Origin of the sequence: Brevibacillus laterosporus LMG 15441 (assembly GCF_000219535.2) — a bacterium.
Classification (GTDB): domain Bacteria; phylum Bacillota; class Bacilli; order Brevibacillales; family Brevibacillaceae; genus Brevibacillus_B; species Brevibacillus_B halotolerans.
Genome location: NZ_CP007806.1, coordinates 1497952 through 1517500, shown reverse-complemented (window position 1 = coordinate 1517500; position 19549 = coordinate 1497952). Strand labels below are relative to the sequence as shown.

Genomic DNA, 19549 nt, shown 5'->3' with positions numbered 1-19549 from the left:
AATATATTCATCATTTTCTTTTTTCCAAGTAAAAGTAACAGTAGGATTGGTAACTGAGACTATCGGGCGATATTCCGATGAAACAGCCGTTTTTTCCCGAAGCATACTTTGCATAAAGGTGCTACGGATATTTAAGCTATTCCCCACCTTTTTGAGTAAAGGAGAAGTGCTATAGAAACTGACTCCATTTACCACTACCTCAAAACCACTTTTTTGTCTTACCTCAATACGTTTTTCTCCCAGTTCATATAACGCTCCCACCACTTGACTAATATCGTCTTCAATTACAATATCAGGTTCAAGGCCAACCTTGTTGACTTTACGGTGAGCCGGTGTCTTGTACTCTTGCAATGTCACTTTTAATGCATCACCATCAACGAGAGGCAGGACTGTTTGAGCAATTCCCTTACCAAAAGTCTTGGTTCCAATCAATTTGGCTATTTTATGATCTTGTAGCGCTCCAGCTAGCATTTCCGAAGCTGATGCTGTTTGTCCGTTTACTAACACCGTAACAGGATAGGGAGCTGGTCTGCCATTGCGCACCCAATTTTCCACTTCAACATCATTGCGATTAGTCGTATACATCAATAAGCCATTTTCCATAAATAAACTGGCAATATCCTTCGCTGCATTAAGATATCCCCCACTGTTATCACGTAAATCAATGATCAAGCCTGTCAATTTCTTTTGATTTTCTATTTGATCTAATTGCTCTTTAAACTGATCACCTGCATCGCTTCCAAACGTATCCAGCTTAACATACCCTATCGCTGTGGATTTGGAGCCGAAAAGTTTACTTGTTGCTTCTGGTATAACCAGAGGTGAGCGCTTGATCGTGTAATCCTTCATTTTTGCGGTCCCCGATTTGGAAAAAGTAAGAGTTGCACTCGTCCCCTCTTCACCTTGCAGAATCCTATTCAACTCTCCTATACCCTTTACGGTTATCTTACTACCATTCATTGCTTCCAGCTTATCACCTGAATGAATTCCTGCCTTAGCTGCTGGGGAATTTTCAACTACACTACGCACAATAAAACCGTTATCAGTTTCGCGAAAGATAATTCCAAAGCCCACAAAGTTATTATTCACACTGTTCTGGAACTGATCCAATTCCGTTTCAGTAAATAAAGTCGTGTAAGGATCATTTACTTGGGCCAGCATTCCTTCAATCCCGTAGTAGCTTACCGTATACCAATCCAGCTTTTGCTGGGCTTGCCATTGCGTTATACGATCCACCATTTCGGTAATGGTATCATCTTTCTCGTCCACGACAACTTCAGCATGTTTTTCAGCTTTTATATATTGTTGAACACCTTGCAAGGCTCCTTGTACAAGTTTTTTTTCACTTGGTTTATCAAGGTGGTTTTCTTGCAAAATATAATACACCTGTTGTAGCTCCAGAAGCGGCATGTTACTCGTACTGTTTATATCAAAAGATGAAGCTTGATTAAAGGACTGTGACATAGAAGCCATAGCCACCGAGCCAGGCAACAAGAGCATGAGTGTAAGAGCCAGAATCCCCGTTTTTCTAAGTTTCATGTATAACAACAGCTCCTTTTGTCACCTCTTGTGGAATATCCAGACGCAAGCTCTCGGGAAATTCATATTCTTCATCGCCATCCAGCTTGAGGTATTCCCCATTATCATAGGCCTCCGTAATTTTCCAAGATTGGCGTAATAATTGTTTCGTTTCAGAATCCAAATAGTACTTCACAACAAACGTAGGAGCATATAAAAGCTTTTTCTCTTGTAAATCAAGCGTTTCAGCATAGCGCTGAAGTTCATTTGGTTCATAAAATTCGGTAATAACCTCATATGCTCCGAAGCTTTGCTTTAAGTACCTAGCATGAAGCTTATTTAAACGGCTTAAAACAGGCAGATCAGTCACATACTCGTGTAGATACGCTTTTTTCCCAATTTGGTTACCAGTCTCTTTTTTGGTCCAGATACCCTTTTCATTATCCCAATCGTACTTGACTTGATTACGACGATCTGTATATCTTTCCATTTTATTTAAAACGGCTTGATCCGCTTTTTGGTAAATACCTTTTGTATGCGTGATTCCTCTTTGAGCATCCATTTCTTCAGTAGTTTTAAGCACCGTACCACCGTAATTCATTTCCGTCTTGACAATAATCCTTTGAGCTTCGTCCAGCTTGTTATAAGCATCACTTAATAGAGTGGCATAAAGATTTTGTCTAGTGGAGGACAACAGATCTAATTCGTGAGCCGCTTGTTCATATAAAGCTTGAAGCTCACGATCTTGATCTGCTACTTTCATAGCACGTTTTAACAAATTTTCCGCATCAGAAATCCGATTTTCTTTCACCAAATAGTACAAGCCATTTTGTACAGCCAGCTTGATATCCGGTCTTTCCTCATAACGTTTACTTGCATTTCCATATTGACCTAAATGAATTTCAATAGCTGCCAAATATAGACCAAATACTTTCCATTCCTCTGAATTCTTAACCAGTTTTGATTCATAAGAAAGTAATTTTTGATGTAATTCTTCAAATTCTTTACCTTGATTAGTCCGTAGCATTTGTAAGCCAACATCATAGATATTAGCCGTAAGAAGGCCTAGCATTTTTGGATCATGCTCCACTGTTTCCAGATAAGCGTCTAATGCAAGGAGGGCTTCTTTTGCATTATCTGCGGGTTCCTTATAGTAGTTCCAGCTTTTGTAGTAATGAACTCCCACCTGGTTAGGAAAATCAGAAGGTAGCTCCTCCAGCTCCTTAAAGGTTTCCTCTTCTTCAAGATAATTTTTGATTGAATCCACGATATCTATGAATTTCTGTTCCGTTTCCGTTGGAGAATCATACGTGGCAAATAAAGGATACATCTCCTTCTGAACAGGGACATGCGGGTATAGAGAACGCGTTTCATCAGCTAAAGGCAAGAGCATCTGGGATTGAGTTGAAGCGCTCACCTTTTCCATCAAAATAGCAGCTTCTGCACGTGTTAATCTGCTTGAACCTCTTTTTAGCAATTCTAATTCCCATTCAGATTTCTTCGTGGCAAAGGATAGTACGGACAGCACTTTAGCTGCCTCTTCATTTGTGATAGGCTGGTTCGGATAAAATTGATCTCCTGGAAAAATCTTATGTAGTGTCCTAGCTCCTGCAATCCGATCGTGATACACAAATACCCGCAAGATACCAGGATACATCCACGTCATGTAGTGAACATCCTTATAGGGTAAATATGGCTCGTCCATTCCTTGTCCCCGACCGAATTCATCATTGTCTTCCAACAAGGTCAAGGGAAACAATTTATTTTGGTTTAGCTGCAAAAAACGGCTGGTCAATAAAAAGAACTCTGCCCGTGTCATAGCCTTATCAGGGAAAAATTGCTTAATCGCTTTCGTTGAATCACTAAACAAACCTTCCTCATAGGCTTTGACAATAGCCTCTTTAGCGGGATGATTAGAAATATCAATGAAAGGCAATGGAGCCAAAAGATCATTCCCTATTTCTTCAGCTTGCACAGGTTCTAAGAAAATACAGCTAGCCATTGCAATAGCTACAGTAGCAGGAATTGCTTTCCCCCATCTCCTACTACACAAGAATTCTTTCACACTCGTCACAATATACCAGCCCCTTCCCTCTCCGCCATTTATCAAAGTTGCTGGTTGATAATGGCATAAAACACCCCATACAAGACTTGTTTTTTACTTCAACCACTGGATTTTTTTTCGTTTCCAGCAGTCGATCATATTCTTTTAGCCATTCTGGGTTACATTTTGCTTGACGTTCTTCTGCTTCCAAACGAGAGAGCTGCAGGAATTGTTCTAAAGAAAAACGTTTTTCAATCAGCTCATTTCCATTACGCTCCCACTCTTTTTTAAGCATCCAGAGCTCTTGCTCCTTTAGCATTCGTTCAATTTGTTGATCAGGGGTGTCAGTAGGCATGCCCTCTATTTGATGTTCAATAGCCCTGATATGTTTCATTTGTTCTCTTTCTTGCTCTTTTACACCAGCCAATTCACGCTCGGCTCGCTTTATTTTTCCAAGTGATAGGTGCCATTCATAAAAATCACGAATCGAGGACAAGTTGCCCACTCCCTTAGTTATTCCGTAGCTCTTTGGCCTTAGAGGTATTGAAACGGGTCTGTATGAACCTCTGAGGCAATTACTTCGGTTTTATATTTCTGTTCCTGTAGCTTTTCTTGTATAAAACTAGCTAATCTTGGCTTCATGATCTTTTCGATGTTATGACCAGCATCAATTATTGATAGTCCTTCCACGAAAGCGTCCTGCGCTTCATGATAGCCGACATCGCCAGTTACCATTACATCTGCACCACGAAAAGCAGCTTTTAACAAATAAGAACCGCCGCTACCTCCCAGAACTGCTACCTTTTTCACGAGACGATCCTTAGAACCGACTATACGAACTCCTTCTAAACCAAGCTTCCTTTTGACAAATTGGGCATACTCCTCTAACGTCATAGGTTCGGCCAGTTTGCCAATTCTCCCAAGTCCAAGCGTAAATGGTGGTAGGTCAAGAGGATAGATATCATATGCTACCTCATCGTAGGGGTGCGCCGCTTTCATAGCCTTAATCACAGAAGCTTGCTGACTACTTTTTATAACCGTTTCAATTCGAACCTCATCTACATGCTCCACTTTTCCCTGTTCCCCAATGAAAGGAGTCGTGCCTTCAAGTGGTAAAAAAGTACCTGTCCCCTCAATCTGGAAGCTACAGTGACTGTATTGTCCAATATGACCAGCACCTGCATTCGCCATAGCCTGGAACACTTGTTCACGATGCGATTTTGGTACAAAGGTTACTAGCTTTTTCAGCTCATCCTGATAAGTTACATCTAGAATTTCGGTTTGTTGTAATTCCAATTCTTCTGCAAGCCAATCATTCAAACCTCCATTTGCGACATCTAAATTCGTATGCATGCTGTAGACAGCGATATCGTGAGCCAGCAACTTTGCTAACAAGCGGCCAGCCGGCAAATCAGTGCGCAAATGCTTTAAGGGGCGGAATATCACAGGATGGTGAGCAATTATAAGCGAAACCCCTTTTTGAATCGCCTCTTCAACCACCTCTTCATTTACATCCAACGCTGTCATTACCTTCTGTACAGGCTTTTGCAGTGTCCCGACTTGCAATCCGATCTTATCCCATTCCATCGCTAGGGATTTTGGCGCTAGTCTCTCCACTAATTGTATGATGGTTTGTCCGTTTGCAAGCATGTCAAAACTCCTTTAATCCAAATAATTTTATCCTCAATTTCCGACAGTTTTTCCTGTGTTTCCGCACGAGTGGATGCCATCATGCGCGCTTTGATTTTTTCCCATTTTTCTAATTCAGACTTCCATTTTGTGAGCAAAATCGGTGATTGTTGCTGCAATAAAAAAGGCCCGATTTCCATTAGCTCTGCTTGACTCCATTTATCTGATTGATATGGCTTATCTGGATTGCCTGGTTCAGCTACCAGCACTTCGTAAATAATGCCATCTTCCTCTACAATATCCTCAGCTACTAATTGATAACCATGGTCATATAGCCATTTACGCAGTATATCTTCTCCAACATTTGGTTGAAGGATCAAACGCTGTACTTTTCCTAATTTATCAAGGCCGGCTTCCAAAATAGAAGCGATTAATTGGCCACCCATTCCGGCAATGCAAATGACCTCTGCCTCATTTGGAGCCAAAACAGCTAAGCCATCTCCTTTGCGAACAGAAGCTCTATCTTTTGCTGTTAACGTTGCAATTTGACGAAGTGCTGCTTGATATGGTCCTTCATTTAATTCCCCTGCTATTACAAAGCGAGCCTGATTATTGACTAATAAATAGGAAGCCAGCAGGGCGTGGTCCGATCCAATATCAGCTACAAGCGCATCTTTGGGGCAATATGCTGCAATTGTTTGTAAGCGTTTAGAAATAGTTAATGTCATGTTCCTATTACCTCCAGTTCATTCATTTTACCTCATCTTGCCAAAAAAACACATGCAGAAACTGGATGAGTAATATGGTAATTTTTAGCCCACTATCAGGAAGCGATTCCTAAATTAAATGCGTAACCAGATATTAACAAATAACCTTTAAAAAGACTAGTATGACACAAGAATACTATTCCCAGATAGCTGTTTTTGCACTTGAATTTCCACTAATAAAAAAATCCCTCCATCATAAAAGCTGGAGAGATCTTTATATGTCTTATTTACTGATTTCACGTGCAATTACCATTCGCAGAATTTCTGAAGTACCTTCACCGATTTCTAGCAGACGTGCATCTCGGAAATAACGTTCCACCTGATAATCCTTCATATAGCCGTATCCTCCATGAATCTGAATAGCCTGATGAGTCGCAGACATTGCGATCTCCGAAGCATACAGCTTAGCCATCGCCGCTTCTTGGGTGAATTTTCGTCCTTGATCTTTAAGCCACGCTGCTTTGTAAACCAAAGTACGAGCTAATTCGATCTGAGTTGCCATATCCGCCAACTTCTGCTGAATCATTTGGAAATGCGACAAGCTAGAACCAAAGGCTTTCCTTTCTTTGGCATACTGTAAGGCGCGATTAAAAGCTGCCTGTGCTATTCCAACTGACATGGCACCAATACCAATGCGACCACCATCCAATGTGATTAAAAATTGTTTGAAGCCCTCTCCCTCTTTGCCTAAGATTGCCTCTTGGGGGACTACAACGTCTTCTAAGACTAACTCTGTAGTATTCGAAGCATGTAATCCTAGTTTTTCATAGCGATCTACTACCTTAAATCCCGGGGCATCTGTCGGGACTAAAAGAGCTGTGATTCCTTTCGTACCCTTCGTTTTATCGGTTACAGCAGTTAAAGCAAGAAACGTAGCATAGGAAGCATTCGTGATAAAGCATTTCGAACCGTTAATAACGTATTGTCCATTCTGTAATACTGCCTGCGTTTTGGTACCACCTGCATCAGAGCCTGCCTGCGGTTCTGTTAACCCAAATGCTCCTATACTCTCCCCACTACAGATTTTTGTTAAATAGGCTTCTTTTTGTTGCTTTGTTCCAAATAAATGCAAGGGGGCTCCGCCTAAGGATATATGGGCTGAATACGTAATACCTGTAGAAGCACAAGCACGACTAAGCTCCTCCGTGACAATCGCAAAGCTTATCGTATCCGCTCCAGCTCCACCAAACTCTTCAGGAAATGGCAATCCCATCAATTCCAATTCCCCTAGTTGTTTCATAATCTCAATTGGAAACCGCTTTTCCTTATCGCGTTGCTCCGCCCCTGGTGCGACTACTTCATCCGCAAATTCCCGAATCATTTTCTGCAACATCTTCTGTTCTGATGTAAGATCAAAATGCATGTCAATCTCCCCTTTATGTGCTAAATCATGTTCAAATCGCCACAGATGTACATAGCAAGAACGACTGACCGAGCGTTTGTTCAGAATTTACTTATTATTATATACAATTCAAAAGATATTTGGATAGTCTCCATAACAAAATAAAGAGACTCCGTGTTGACGAAGCCTCCATCCTTTGTAAAGAAAGTAATGATTCATTTATGTACGCGACTAATCTATCTTCGAAGCCATTCAAGCCAGTAGTGACGAGTAATGGTTAGCAATAATCCACTCAGTAAAACCTTACTACCCAATATAATTTGCATTATCTCTCGTGACGCTTCGGGTACCCACAATGAACTAATCTCTGGACCAAAAAAGTACAGTAATCCACTTACCACAAGTGTATAAGCAAGCTGCTGATGACGAACATGGAACAAATATCCTAATCCAATCATCAGGAAAGATAAAGGTACCCAATATAATTCTATATTTGTCCAACTAAAAAATTCCCCCATACGCGTTAGCATGGCTGTTCCATATAAAATACCTATACCTATTAGTCCAGCTAATATCAACAACGAATAACGAAATAGTAAACCATGTAAAAAAGAATACCCGGCAATTAAAAGAAGCCACCATAAATATGTAACTTGACTTATTTTCCATTTTTCCCCAAAATAGTAGAGACTAGTTATAGCAATAAGGATCGTAACAAGTAAGAAAAAATAGGATAATAACGGTATTTTTCGCTTAAATACAAAAGCTAGGACGTAAGCAAGTATCCAACTGAACACCAAAATGCTCATTTGCATTGGAATACTAAAAGCGTTAAAATAAAAAGCAAGTAAAAGCATGACAGCGATTACAAGTCCTATAAAAAATATTCCTCCCATTAATTTTACGGAAAGGATTTGTGCTTCTTTACCGCTCCCTTGAATTGGAGTCCTTGCACTTTGTAGAAAGGCTTGCTGATTATAAAGCTTATCCATTCTTGCTTTTCTGTTGGGAAAAAGGAAGAAACGTTTTTTTGTGATGGGCTCCTCTTGATTCGGAGCATGCTTGCCTTCTGTATAGAGATTTAACAGAAAAATGCAATAATGTTCTGGCAGTAAATGATTACGTCGCCAATTTTCAATCTCTGTAATAATGATTTTTCTACGTTGATCATCCAAGTAGACATCGCCTCCTTACTGCCATTTCTTTTTGATTAATGAAATGGACTATTTTTGAAGTAACATCCCGTTCTTCCCAACAAAAAAGCCTACGCAGCGTGTGTGGCAAAACGTAGGCTTAGTGCTTACTATATCTTTATCGGCTATTCCAAAAAATCTTTTAAACGTTTACTACGTGAAGGATGTCTTAATTTACGTAGGGCTTTCGCCTCAATTTGACGAATACGCTCACGAGTTACCCCGAAAACTTTTCCTACTTCCTCAAGCGTTCTCGTCCGACCGTCATCTAATCCGAAACGAAGACGCAGTACGTTTTCTTCACGATCTGTTAATGTATCTAACACATCTTCTAATTGTTCTTTCAACAGCTCATACGCAGCAGCGTCAGAAGGAGCTAGCGCTTCCTGATCCTCAATAAAATCACCTAGATGGGAATCATCTTCTTCCCCGATCGGTGTTTCTAATGATACAGGCTCCTGAGCAATCTTCATGATTTCACGTACTTTTTCAGGAGTTAGATCCATCTTTTCAGCAATCTCTTCAGGAGCAGGTTCACGTCCCAATTCTTGTAGTAATTGGCGAGAAACTCGGATTAGCTTATTAATCGTCTCAACCATATGCACTGGAATACGGATGGTTCTGGCTTGGTCAGCAATAGCACGAGTGATCGCTTGTCGAATCCACCAGGTTGCATAGGTACTAAACTTGTATCCTTTTTGGTAGTCAAACTTCTCAACGGCCTTAATAAGACCCATATTACCTTCCTGGATCAGGTCTAGGAATAGCATACCACGACCCACATAGCGTTTTGCTATGCTTACAACGAGACGTAAGTTAGCTTCAGCCAATCGGCGTTTTGCTTCTTCATCGCCTTGTTCAATGCGTTGCGCAAGTTTAATCTCCTCTTCAGCGGAAAGTAGAGGAACACGCCCAATTTCTTTTAAGTACATACGCACAGGATCATTAATTTTGATTCCTGGCGGCACAGACAGGTCATCATATTCAAACCCTTCCTGCTCATCATCCTTGATCATCATAGCATCTGCTTCTTCGTCTTCTTCATTATCATTATTGACATCGATGCCTTGATCTCCTAGGAACTCGAAGAACTCATCCATCTGATCAGAATCCTGATCAAAGTTAGATAGACGATTTGTAATTTCTTTGAAAGTCAAGCTTCCCTTCTTCTTACCTAATTCCACTAATTGTTCTTTCACCTGATCCACCGACAGGGTCTCCATGTCTGATGTCAAGTTTTGCTTGTTCATCTATTTTCCCTCCTTCCTCGGGAATGATGCTGATAACTACCCTTCCCTCAAAGCATTTTCCAATTCGGCGATCTTCATCCCTAGTAAAGCGGCTTCAATAATAAGCTTTTTACGCTGCTCCTCATCTATGGTGCTTCCCGCTTGCAAATTTAGTTGCTTTTGTTGTTCACGTAGCTTTTGTAGTTCCGCGCGAACAGGGTAATTGTTCACCTGCTTGATGTAGTCTTCAATTTCCTTATCAGATACATCTTCTCTGCATTCCATCATGGCTAATCCCGAGGCTAATTGCTTGCACTTCTCATCTTCAACATAGTGTATAAAGGCTCCAGGATCTGCCGGATGCCCCTCTGCATAATAAGCATACAAGTAAGCGGCTAGAGCACTGTGTTCGTCCACTTGGAAATCTGCGTTACATTCCTGTTGCACACGTAAAGCAATTTCCGGATCACGCATCATATAGTATAGCAACATTCGTTCTGCATTTTCGTGTGCAGGTGCTTTTGTAACCATAAATTTGCCATTATTTATACTATTATTCCATGGTGCTGTAACTTTATCCCTTTGATTCATTAATTTTTGTTGCTTGTACAGCTTTTTTGCTTCTGTCTTTACAGCATCAAGGGATAGAGAATACTCTTCAGACAGTTTCCGTTCATACATATCCCGCTCGATCGCATTCGGGAGTGTAACGATGAATTCCAGTGCCTGTCTTACATACTCAGCCTTATCCGCTTCGTCTTGTATTACAGTTTTACTCCGCAAATGTTTCAATTGAAAGGACGTCACCGGCATAGCTTGTAATAATACCTGCTGGGAAAATTGTTCAGCGCCATACTGCCGTATATAATCATCAGGGTCACTACCCTGGGGGAGTGGAGCAATTCGCACCGTACAACCAGCTTTTTGTAATTGGTCAATCGCTTTTGCCGTAGCCTCCTGTCCGGCAAAGTCGCCGTCGTAGCATAGGATTACCTGATCTGTATTTCTTCTGATCAGATGGGCTTGTTGCTCCGTAAAAGCGGTTCCTAGCGTAGCGATTCCGTTACTAATGCCAGCCTGCCACGCAGCAATTACATCTGCATACCCTTCAAAAAGGATTGCCTGGTTTCGTTTACGTATTTGGCTTCTTGCGCGATGCAAGTTAAATATAGTGCGACTTTTGTTAAATAGGAGCGTTTCTGGACTATTTAAATACTTGGGTTCCGAGCCGTCTATAGACCTTCCTCCAAATCCGATAACCTCTCCCTGTGAATCCTGAATCGGAAAGATAACTCTCTTGCGAAATTTGTCATACACTCTTCCACGATCATTGGAGGATAGCAATCCTGCTTCGACCATTAGCTCTAACGGAAAGTTACGCTTTACAAGGTTATCCTTAACGAAATCCCATGATTCTGGAGCAAACCCAATCATGTATTCGTCAATTGTCGTCCTAGTAAAGCCTCGATTCTCCAAATAGCGAAGAGCTTCCGATCCATAGGGAGTGGACGTTAAAACATAATGATATAGTTTCGCCACAAAACGGTAGGCTTCATACATTTTCGCCTTCGCGCTCTGCATCGGATTATCTTCGTGAGTGAGGGGAGCTGGCGGGGTTAATCCCACCCGGTCTGCAAGTTTTTGCAAGGCCTCGGGAAACGACAGCTGTTCGACTTGCATAACGAAAGAGAATACGTCACCACCTGCATGACACCCGAAGCAATGATAAAACTGTCGCTCCGCGTTCACATTAAAGGAGGGGGTTTTTTCCGAATGAAACGGACACAAGCCTAGATAGGCGCGCCCCCTCTTCTTCAGTTGTACGTATTCTCCCACCACGTCTACGATGTCAACAGCTGCTCGAACCTGGTTGACGAACTCTTCGGGTGTAGATTGAGCCATAGCCATCCACCTTTTCACAGCAATGAAATTACTTTATTCGTCAAAGTTCGGCAAAATCCTTCTTCCAACTACTATTTTTTGTTCCTGAATCTTATCGGCGTGCTTTAAGTTTATTACGTCGAATAATGTCAAGGATAATATTAGCTGTTTCTTCAACCGCTTTGATAGAAACATCAATCACGGGACAACCTACGCGTTCCATGATTTTTCTTGAGTATTCCAATTCTGTTTCAATTCGATCCATTGTTGCATAATTCGCTTGGGCAGTTAGACCTAATGCTTTTAACCGCTCGGTACGAATCCCGTTTAATTGATCTGAATTTATGGTAAGTCCAATACATTTTTCCGCCGGCAGTAAGAACAATTCCTCTGGCGGCTCAACCTCTGGAACCAAAGGTACATTTGCTACCTTCAAGCGTTTGTTAGCCAAGTACATGGACAATGGGGTTTTTGACGTACGCGAAACCCCAATTAGTACAACATCTGCCCGAAGTAAACCACGAGGGTCTCTGCCATCATCGTATTTTACAGCGAACTCGATGGCTTCCACTTTTCGGAAATAATCTTCATCCAATTTACGTACTAATCCAGGCTTTCCGGATTGTTTTGTCTGGAGTAGATCTTCCATAATGGTCAGCAACGGACCCATTACATCCACAATGGGTACCTGATGTTTGTTGGCCTGTTCCAAAATATACGTTTTTAGTTCAGGAACAACGAGAGTAAAGACCACCAGAGCCTTTGATTCTTTGGCGGAGAGGATAACTTCGTCAATGGACTCTTTATCCTCCATGTACGGATACTTGTGAATATCTACCGTTTTACCGTTAAATTGACTTGCTACTGCCCTTACGACAAATTCTGCTGTTTCTCCAATTGAATCCGATACGACATAAATTAATTGGGTATTCATTTCCAATCCAACTTCCCCCTACACATTCGTCTCTTTGCCAAGCTCCACAAAAGCTCTAGAAATTGTTGTTTTGGTAATCCTGCCCAACAATTCAAAGGTTTTTGGATCTTCTTCGTTGGGGCGTACGACCGGCAGTGAATCAATTTGGAATTCAATCAATTTTTGCGCGGTATCCAGAAGAGTTTCTTCTGGAGTGCACGTGACGATGTTGGGCATTCTTGTCATGATAATGCTGACAGGAATGCTCTCCAATCCCTTGTTACCTAATGAAGCCCGGAGTAAATCCTTTCGGGACACTACACCAGCTAACAAACCTTTTTGATTGACAACAAACAATGTACCTACATCCTCTAAGAATAATGTCACAATTGCATCATACACCGACGCTGATTCAGCCACGACGATAGGCACTGCTTTATAATCATTTACTATTAGCTTGTGCAATCGTTCTGCAATTACCGACGATGTAGGACGACCTGCATAAAAATAGCCAACCCTCGGTCTTGCATCTAAATAACCCGACATAGTAAGAATGGATAAATCAGGTCGAAGAGTAGCCCTTGTAAGATTCAAGTGTTCGGCAATATTCTCACCTGTAATTGGACCTTCATCTTTTACAATTTGCAAAATTTGTTCTTGGCGTTTGGTCAATTCGATGACGGATCACCACCGATTCATAAATTACTATCCCTAGTATTACTCTATAAAGAGATAGATTCCTGCAAAAGAATCGTAAAAAGCTTTTTTTCTGCTACTGGAATGTACTGGAAGTAGAAAAAAGCCTCCACAAGAGGAGGCAGGGAGCTATGTCCCGATAAGCCGTTGTATATGTATTTATATGATCACAATTGATCATGATAGCCAAAAAACTATGCCTTGTCAAATCCATCTGAAAACTCTAGACGTTCCATTTGTTCTAGAAAGTTTCGGCTTTTAAGATGCAGGTCAATATGCTGATCTAGATATCTATGCAGTAAAAGCCTTAGTTGATTTCGCGTAGATGTTTTTACTTCAATCTCACCTAAACGTTCGAGAGGGAATAATAAAAACAGCCGTAATAATTTCCATGTGGCTGGTAAAATATGAAATGAATAAGGATCAGTATGTGTACATCTCTGACATAAAAGACCGCCTTGTGTAATACTAAATGTGTAAGGCTCGCCCTCTGCCCCACAGGAAATGCAGCTTTCAACATGCGGACGTATTCCTGCGAGAACCAGCATTTTACTTTCAAAAATACGGCAAAGAATTTCCGCATCCTTGCCTTCATCCAAATACTGAAGGGTATGGAATAATAATTGGAACAGGTAAGGATTGGGCTCACGCTCCTCTGTCAAGCGATCTAGCATTTCTGCCATATAAGCAGAGTAGGCAGTCAGCATTAAATCCTGACGGAGATCCTTAAAAGAGTGAAGAATATCCCCTTGTGTGAGCTCCGGCATTCCTGTCCCTGTTCCTCTTTTACATAGATAGTATCCATGTGTAAACAATTGAGATACGGCGGCCAGGCGACTTCGAGGTTTTTTTGCCCCCTTTGCCATTACCCCGACCTTACCGTATTCCCTAGTGTAAAGCGTAACCACTTTACTACTTTCTCCGTAATCAACACTACGGATGACAATACCTTCCCACTTTACAAGCATACCTGAGAATCACCCTGTTCCAATAGGGCTTGATCCAGTGATCCTGCATCATCTGCATCGTTTCGTGCTTCATGATGTTCCTTATAAAGAAGGTAAGCGTGGATATCACCGGTTGAAGCAAAATAACTCCAAGAAAAGTTGCGAAGCATGTTGCATCATCCTTTCCTTTTTTCGGCCACCACTTTCTTTATATAGAATCCACCGTAGCCCCCATTTCTATGCCTTGGAAAAATTGTCACGTATAGCAAAGAAAAAGTTTATTTTTCTTCATAAAAACCAAAATTACGAAGCATCCTTTCCTGATTACGCCAATCTTTCTTTACTTTGACCCATACTTCTAAAAAGATTTTCTCTCCTAATAAACGCTCCATGTCCATCCGTGCACGTTTGGAAATTTCTTTTAGCATGTCCCCTCTTTTGCCGATCAAAATTCCTTTTTGAGAATCACGCTCCACGTAGATGGCAGCATAAATGTATAATGTTTTGCCATTTTCTCCGCGCTTCATCTCTTCCACCGTTACAGCAATGGAATGAGGAATTTCTTCCCGCGTCAGATGAAGAACCTTTTCACGAATCAACTCCGCTACGATAAAGCGCTCTGGATGATCCGTTACTTGATCTGCTGGATAATACATCGGCCCCTCTGGCATCTCCAGCAAAATGGATTGCAGTAGGGCATCAGTGTTGTTACCCTGCAAAGCAGAAATAGGAACAATTTGTTTAAAATCATGATGCTTTCGATATTCATCAATTAAAGGAAGCAATTCTTCTGGATGAATTTGATCAATTTTGTTTATAACCAAGAAGACAGGAGTATTAACCTTTTTCAAACGCTCAAGAATATACTCTTCCCCTGCCCCGCGTTTCTCCGTCGCATCAATGACAAACAGTACCAAGTCTACCTCATTAAGTGTATTTTCGGCAGCCGCTACCATATAATCGCCCAATTTGGACTTCGCTTTATGAATACCCGGTGTATCAATAAAAATGAATTGACCTTTGTCAGAGGTATACACAGCACGAATCTGATTTCGTGTCGTTTGCGGTTTATTGGACATGATGGCAACCTTTTGTCCAACAACCTGATTTAATAATGTGGATTTCCCTACATTGGGACGGCCAATAATTGAGACAAATCCTGATTTAAACGTTTCTTTCTTTTTTTGATTATCCAAGAAGATCCTCCTTTGTAAAAGCACCTGGCAATAATTCACTCACTGTAGTAACCGTAACATCTCCATTCAGATTGGACAAGATTACCTTCATATCAGGTGGGCACATTTCTGCCATTACCTGACGGCACGCTCCACATGGCGGTACTGGCTTCGGCGTATCCGCTACCACAGCGATGGCTTGATAGGTCTTATCTCCCTCGGAATATGCTTTAAACAAAGCTGTTCTTTCTGCGCAGTTGCACAGAGGATAAGCGGCATTTTCAATATTGCATCCTAGATATACTTTACCCGTTTCGGACAACAATGCAGCACCCACCGGGAATTTAGAATAAGGTACGTAAGCTGTTTCTCTTGCTGTTTTTGCTTGTTCAATCAGTTGTTGTTGGTTCATACAATTCTTCCTCTCCTGTGTCTAAATAAAAATGAAGATGCCAAGAGACCAGACGAGGCCGTTCCCATTTTGGAAGGTTCGTCTAGCTGTTTCCTTGACCGTAAATAGCGTCTCTTTTGTCCTAGCGAGTAAAGAAATAGGCATACAAAGGTGGGCCAAGAATGAGGATTCCAATCACGATGGCAAACATAGCGGATACAAAGACAGCTCCAGCAGCAACATCCTTCGCTATTTTTGCCTGTGGATGGTACTCTTTTGTCACCAGATCAACGCAAGCTTCAATGGCGGTATTAAGTAATTCAAGCGCCCAAACAATCGCAATAACCAATAGTAACAAGCTCAGCTCCAGGCGAGTAATTTGTAGCCATATGGATAAAATAACCACACCGAGTGCAACTGCTACGTGTATTTGCATGTTTCGTTGGGTGCGTACAGCATGGTTAATTCCCTGTAAAGCATAACCAAAGCTGCGCCATAAACGAAGCCATTCCTTCACGTTGACCGCTCCTATCTCGTCAATCCGACTTCTTGCAGAATATTTTCTTGACGGGTAAACATGTCTTTTTCTTCCTCAGGTGTCCCATGGTCATAGCCAATCAGATGCAAAAATCCATGCACTGCTAGAAAACCAAGCTCCCGTTCAAAAGAATGGCCATAATCCTGTGCTTGTTCTTTTGTTCGCGGGATGGAGATGATGATATCGCCTAGCATATTTGGATAATCATCAAATTCACTTTCTTCCACAAAGATCTCCATGTCCCCCTCGCCCTCTTCATTCAGCGCAAACGATAGCACGTCAGTGGGGCGATCCACTCCACGATAATCGCGATTCAGCTCATGGATACGTTCATTGTTAACAAGTGTGATAACTACTTCACCCTTAATTTCTTCAAATTGGGCCGCTTTTTGCAAGCAATTTTCAATAAGCTGTTGGTGCTCTTGCGTAATTTCTTCGTCTTGCTCATTTACAATTTCAATCGTCAGCAATGTTCTTCCCTCTTTTTCTTCTGAAACTTTACCTCATGTATAATCACATAAAGAGACTCCAAGAGGAGCCAGCCTAGATCTGCTGCTCCTCTTTGGAATACGCTGTAATGATTTTTTGAACCAAGCTATGACGCACAACATCTGTATCCTGAAATTCAATAAAAGCAATATCAGTAATAACGGAAAGAATGCGCTCTGCTTCTCTCAGCCCAGACTTTTTGCCTTTTGGCAGGTCAATTTGGGTTACATCCCCCGTGATGACCATTTTGGAGCCAAAACCCAAGCGCGTCAAGAACATTTTCATTTGTTCTGGTGTAGTATTTTGTGCTTCATCCAGAATAATAAAGCTGTCTTCTAATGTACGCCCCCTCATATAAGCAAGCGGAGCTACCTCGATGATGCCTCGTTCCATCATTTTACTAACCTGTTCGGTTCCTAACATATCATACAAAGCATCATAGAGCGGCCGTAGGTACGGGTCTACCTTTTCTTGCAAATCGCCTGGTAAAAAGCCAAGGCTTTCGCCTGCTTCCACTGCTGGGCGCGTGAGAACAATTCGTTTTACTCGACCGTTTTTAAGGGCCTGTACGGCCATTACAACCGCTAGATATGTTTTACCAGTACCAGCAGGACCAATCCCAAACACGATATCATTTCGTTTAATTGCAGACAAATAATGGCGTTGCCCTAAGGTTTTAGCGCGGACTAGTTTACCGCGGTGAGAACGTGCTACCTCTTCTTCATAAAGATGCAGAAGCTCTTGCTCTTCTCCTTTTTCTGTTAGCTGCATCGCATAGTATACATCACGTTCTGATAATGTAATCCCCCTGCGGATCAGCTGCAATAAAGTATCAAATAGCGTAGCCAGCTTGTCGACTTCTGCCTTTTCCCCACTGATGACGAATGCGCCGGTGCGGGTTCCTATCTGAGCTGATGTTTTTTCTTCGATCTTTTTTAAATAGGAATCATGAGGTCCAAACAAAAGCAATGCTTCCTGTGCATCTGCAAACTGGATCACTACTTCTTCTTGTACTTGCAACCTTTGTCCATCTCCTTGCCATCAGTTATTTTAGTTTGGTGTGTCTTCTAGTGCGGGTGGCGTAGCAACAATCGGTTGGTCCATCGCTATATTTTCGATGACGGAAAAATAGATACTTACATAAACTTTACCATTCTCTTGTTTTACGTGCAAAACTTTTTCTTCTTTTATCTTCGCATCTTCTCCAGCTCGTTTCAAGATATCTGCTTTTGCAAAATGTTTGGCTACCTCTAAAGCGTCCCGATCGCTCATTCGGATAACCTTAGGCTCCAGCTCTCGATCAATTTCTGTCTTCCAGCCAAACGGCAATTGATAGTCAAAAAAAGCCGCTTGAAAACGTTTCTCTGTTTTACGAGCATGCTTGTACGACTTGATTTCAAACGGCCAAAGACGTACTGCCGATGATCCAAAAATCAAAAAGTGCTGCTTCTGTTTTTCACCTGTATAAAGAAGCTGGTTCTGGATTAAGGGGACGGTCACATCAGAACGATACCAGACCTCTCCTGTCACTTGTCCCCGGGCAGCAACGATCGATTGGCGCTCCTCATTACCAATAATACCTGAAATTAAAATCTGGTCTTTATCAACATACTGATTCGCTTTAACCATAGTCTTACCTGTTTCAGCAAAAATACTGTGAATGACCGCTTTTTTCTTTGCCACAACGTGTTTAGGTTCGTGCGCAACAATCTTTTCCGGATCAACCTTTTCAACGACTTGAATAATGGCCTTTGTACCATTTAACTCAACACCTACCCATGAGGCTTCTGGAATATACCCCAAAATACGGCGCTGCAACTCTTGGGGGTCTCCCATTTTTAATTTCCACGCACCTGCTCTTAACCCTACCTTCTCGGCTGCCTGTGTCACCTGATACGGCGAAATATTATGCGTTCCTTGCACCTCGACTTGCCATACAAACGTAGAGAGCATGTACAATCCGAGTAGAAAAATAAAAATACCTGCAACAAATCCGCTCCTCATTCGCATTCGTAACAACAAAAACGGTAAGCCTTGTCGACTCGTCACATGCACCCGGCAGCCTGTCTCCTTTAAGAAGGGACGAAGCCGATAGAAATCGGCAATCATCATCTCACACTGTCCTAACTCAGGCCCTAAGCGCTTGATATTCCACATTAAAATGTTTTCGCGGACGGCTAGGTTGATAAGACGTTCAAACCGTTTGCCGCGAATCGTTACTGTTATATGACCCTCGTACCATTCTTTTATTACGTTTCGCATCTGTATCCCCCTCAAACTCGTCACGTATTTTGAATGAATGTTATCTTGCCGATTCTCCCCTCCAACAACACTTCTTCCTTCAAAATAGCACGAATCACCAGTTGTTCCCCTATGACAAGCAATTGTCCGTTTGTAAGTAATAAACGAAGCTCGTTCTCACTAAATTGCAGGACACCTCGATGGTTTTCTATATACATTTGCAAATGACCAATCATCGTAATTCTCGGGACTTCAAGTACCACGTCCTGAGGTAAATCCAACACGCCCACAGCCATTCGGCGCAGTCGGCGGCTCCATTTCTTCATATGTAAGCCCCCTTTTTCCTTGCATATGCATTAGACATGCGTAAGCGGAGTCTGTTTAATGGGATAGCCGTGTGCTTGCAAAACAAAATCCGTTCTTTTATACCTATGCAGGGGGTAGGGCTTATCATGCTGGGAATTTGAAAAAGGGAAGGGGGATTTTCATACGTTAAAAAGCGGCAAAAACCTCCTGATGGACTACGGTTACAGATAGTGGTTTAAAAGGCATGCTC

20 protein-coding genes (1 of these 20 cut by a window edge) are annotated in these 19549 nt (G+C 41.8%); all 20 read right to left on the bottom strand.

Translation table 11 applies throughout. The annotated features are described in order from the left end of the window. On the bottom strand, positions 1-1539 hold the 5' portion of the coding sequence (locus BRLA_RS07030) for a S41 family peptidase (RefSeq protein ID WP_003338170.1). 21 nt of this gene lie to the left of the window's left edge; only the first 1539 of its 1560 coding nucleotides appear in the window; its start codon is at positions 1537-1539; its stop codon lies beyond the left edge, outside the window. Then, positions 1529-3592, bottom strand: coding sequence for an S-layer homology domain-containing protein (locus BRLA_RS07025; RefSeq protein WP_003338171.1), 2064 nt, complete (start codon positions 3590-3592; stop codon positions 1529-1531). The genes BRLA_RS07030 and BRLA_RS07025 overlap by 11 nt, the downstream gene beginning before the upstream one ends. Then, positions 3564-4067: a C4-type zinc ribbon domain-containing protein gene (locus BRLA_RS07020; protein ID WP_003342984.1), complete on the bottom strand. Its 504-nt coding sequence runs from the start codon at positions 4065-4067 to the stop codon at positions 3564-3566. The genes BRLA_RS07025 and BRLA_RS07020 overlap by 29 nt, the downstream gene beginning before the upstream one ends. Positions 4068-4096: 29 nt before the next feature. Next, on the bottom strand, positions 4097-5212 hold the full coding sequence (locus BRLA_RS07015) for a Nif3-like dinuclear metal center hexameric protein (RefSeq protein ID WP_003338173.1): 1116 nt from the start codon (positions 5210-5212) through the stop codon (positions 4097-4099). Further along, positions 5179-5919, bottom strand: coding sequence for a tRNA (adenine(22)-N(1))-methyltransferase (locus BRLA_RS07010; protein WP_003338174.1), 741 nt, complete (start codon positions 5917-5919; stop codon positions 5179-5181). The genes BRLA_RS07015 and BRLA_RS07010 overlap by 34 nt, the downstream gene beginning before the upstream one ends. A gap of 262 nt (positions 5920-6181) precedes the next feature. Further along, positions 6182-7321 carry an acyl-CoA dehydrogenase family protein gene (locus BRLA_RS07005; protein WP_003338177.1) on the bottom strand — a complete coding sequence of 380 codons (1140 nt, stop codon included), beginning with the start codon at positions 7319-7321 and terminating at the stop codon, positions 6182-6184. 215 nt (positions 7322-7536) lie between these two features. Continuing rightward, on the bottom strand, positions 7537-8475 hold the full coding sequence (locus BRLA_RS07000) for an MraY family glycosyltransferase (protein WP_041751998.1): 939 nt from the start codon (positions 8473-8475) through the stop codon (positions 7537-7539). 143 nt (positions 8476-8618) lie between these two features. Next, complete coding sequence (gene rpoD / locus BRLA_RS06995) at positions 8619-9743, bottom strand: RNA polymerase sigma factor RpoD (protein ID WP_003338179.1); 1125 nt, start codon at positions 9741-9743, stop codon at positions 8619-8621. A 36-nt stretch (positions 9744-9779) separates the two neighbouring features. Beyond that, positions 9780-11624, bottom strand: coding sequence for a DNA primase (dnaG, locus tag BRLA_RS06990; protein ID WP_003338180.1), 1845 nt, complete (start codon positions 11622-11624; stop codon positions 9780-9782). A 91-nt stretch (positions 11625-11715) separates the two neighbouring features. After that, complete coding sequence (locus BRLA_RS06985) at positions 11716-12537, bottom strand: pyruvate, water dikinase regulatory protein (RefSeq protein ID WP_003342998.1); 822 nt, start codon at positions 12535-12537, stop codon at positions 11716-11718. 18 nt (positions 12538-12555) lie between these two features. Beyond that, on the bottom strand, positions 12556-13188 hold the full coding sequence (locus BRLA_RS06980) for a transcriptional regulator CcpN (RefSeq protein ID WP_003338182.1): 633 nt from the start codon (positions 13186-13188) through the stop codon (positions 12556-12558). 218 nt (positions 13189-13406) lie between these two features. Beyond that, positions 13407-14180 carry a DNA repair protein RecO gene (gene recO, locus BRLA_RS06975; protein WP_003338183.1) on the bottom strand — a complete coding sequence of 258 codons (774 nt, stop codon included), beginning with the start codon at positions 14178-14180 and terminating at the stop codon, positions 13407-13409. Then, positions 14171-14329, bottom strand: coding sequence for a YqzL family protein (locus BRLA_RS23055; protein ID WP_003338185.1), 159 nt, complete (start codon positions 14327-14329; stop codon positions 14171-14173). Before BRLA_RS23055 ends, recO begins: the two co-directional genes overlap by 10 nt. 108 nt (positions 14330-14437) lie before the next feature. Beyond that, entirely contained in the window at positions 14438-15355 is a 918-nt protein-coding gene (gene era, locus BRLA_RS06970) for a GTPase Era (protein ID WP_003338186.1), read from the bottom strand. Beyond that, positions 15348-15746, bottom strand: coding sequence for a cytidine deaminase (locus BRLA_RS06965; protein WP_003338187.1), 399 nt, complete (start codon positions 15744-15746; stop codon positions 15348-15350). The genes era and BRLA_RS06965 overlap by 8 nt, the downstream gene beginning before the upstream one ends. 121 nt (positions 15747-15867) lie before the next feature. Next, entirely contained in the window at positions 15868-16242 is a 375-nt protein-coding gene (locus tag BRLA_RS06960) for a diacylglycerol kinase family protein (protein ID WP_003338189.1), read from the bottom strand. A gap of 11 nt (positions 16243-16253) precedes the next feature. Continuing rightward, positions 16254-16733: an rRNA maturation RNase YbeY gene (gene ybeY / locus BRLA_RS06955; RefSeq protein WP_003338190.1), complete on the bottom strand. Its 480-nt coding sequence runs from the start codon at positions 16731-16733 to the stop codon at positions 16254-16256. Between the two features lie 73 nt (positions 16734-16806). Continuing rightward, complete coding sequence (locus tag BRLA_RS06950; protein ID WP_003338191.1) at positions 16807-17772, bottom strand: PhoH family protein; 966 nt, start codon at positions 17770-17772, stop codon at positions 16807-16809. A gap of 30 nt (positions 17773-17802) precedes the next feature. Then, positions 17803-19014: a sporulation protein YqfD gene (gene yqfD / locus BRLA_RS06945; protein ID WP_003338192.1), complete on the bottom strand. Its 1212-nt coding sequence runs from the start codon at positions 19012-19014 to the stop codon at positions 17803-17805. Between the two features lie 20 nt (positions 19015-19034). Next, on the bottom strand, positions 19035-19319 hold the full coding sequence (gene yqfC, locus BRLA_RS06940; RefSeq protein WP_003338194.1) for a sporulation protein YqfC: 285 nt from the start codon (positions 19317-19319) through the stop codon (positions 19035-19037). Between the last annotated feature and the right edge of the window lie 230 nt (positions 19320-19549).

What these genes read in the sequence shown, in the direction of transcription:
- yqfD (WP_003338192.1), bottom strand. Translation starts at nt 19,014, where the DNA reads ATGCGAAACGTAATAAAAGAATGGTACGAGGGTCATATAACAGTAACG.
- recO (WP_003338183.1), bottom strand. Translation starts at nt 14,180, where the DNA reads ATGCTTGTAAAGTGGGAAGGTATTGTCATCCGTAGTGTTGATTACGGA.
- rpoD (WP_003338179.1), bottom strand. Translation starts at nt 9,743, where the DNA reads ATGAACAAGCAAAACTTGACATCAGACATGGAGACCCTGTCGGTGGAT.
- BRLA_RS07010 (WP_003338174.1), bottom strand. Translation starts at nt 5,919, where the DNA reads ATGACATTAACTATTTCTAAACGCTTACAAACAATTGCAGCATATTGC.
- BRLA_RS06985 (WP_003342998.1), bottom strand. Translation starts at nt 12,537, where the DNA reads ATGAATACCCAATTAATTTATGTCGTATCGGATTCAATTGGAGAAACA.
- BRLA_RS07005 (WP_003338177.1), bottom strand. Translation starts at nt 7,321, where the DNA reads ATGCATTTTGATCTTACATCAGAACAGAAGATGTTGCAGAAAATGATT.
- BRLA_RS23055 (WP_003338185.1), bottom strand. Translation starts at nt 14,329, where the DNA reads ATGCTTCGCAACTTTTCTTGGAGTTATTTTGCTTCAACCGGTGATATC.
- yqfC (WP_003338194.1), bottom strand. Translation starts at nt 19,319, where the DNA reads ATGAAGAAATGGAGCCGCCGACTGCGCCGAATGGCTGTGGGCGTGTTG.
- BRLA_RS07015 (WP_003338173.1), bottom strand. Translation starts at nt 5,212, where the DNA reads ATGCTTGCAAACGGACAAACCATCATACAATTAGTGGAGAGACTAGCG.
- BRLA_RS06965 (WP_003338187.1), bottom strand. Translation starts at nt 15,746, where the DNA reads ATGAACCAACAACAACTGATTGAACAAGCAAAAACAGCAAGAGAAACA.
- dnaG (WP_003338180.1), bottom strand. Translation starts at nt 11,624, where the DNA reads ATGGCTCAATCTACACCCGAAGAGTTCGTCAACCAGGTTCGAGCAGCT.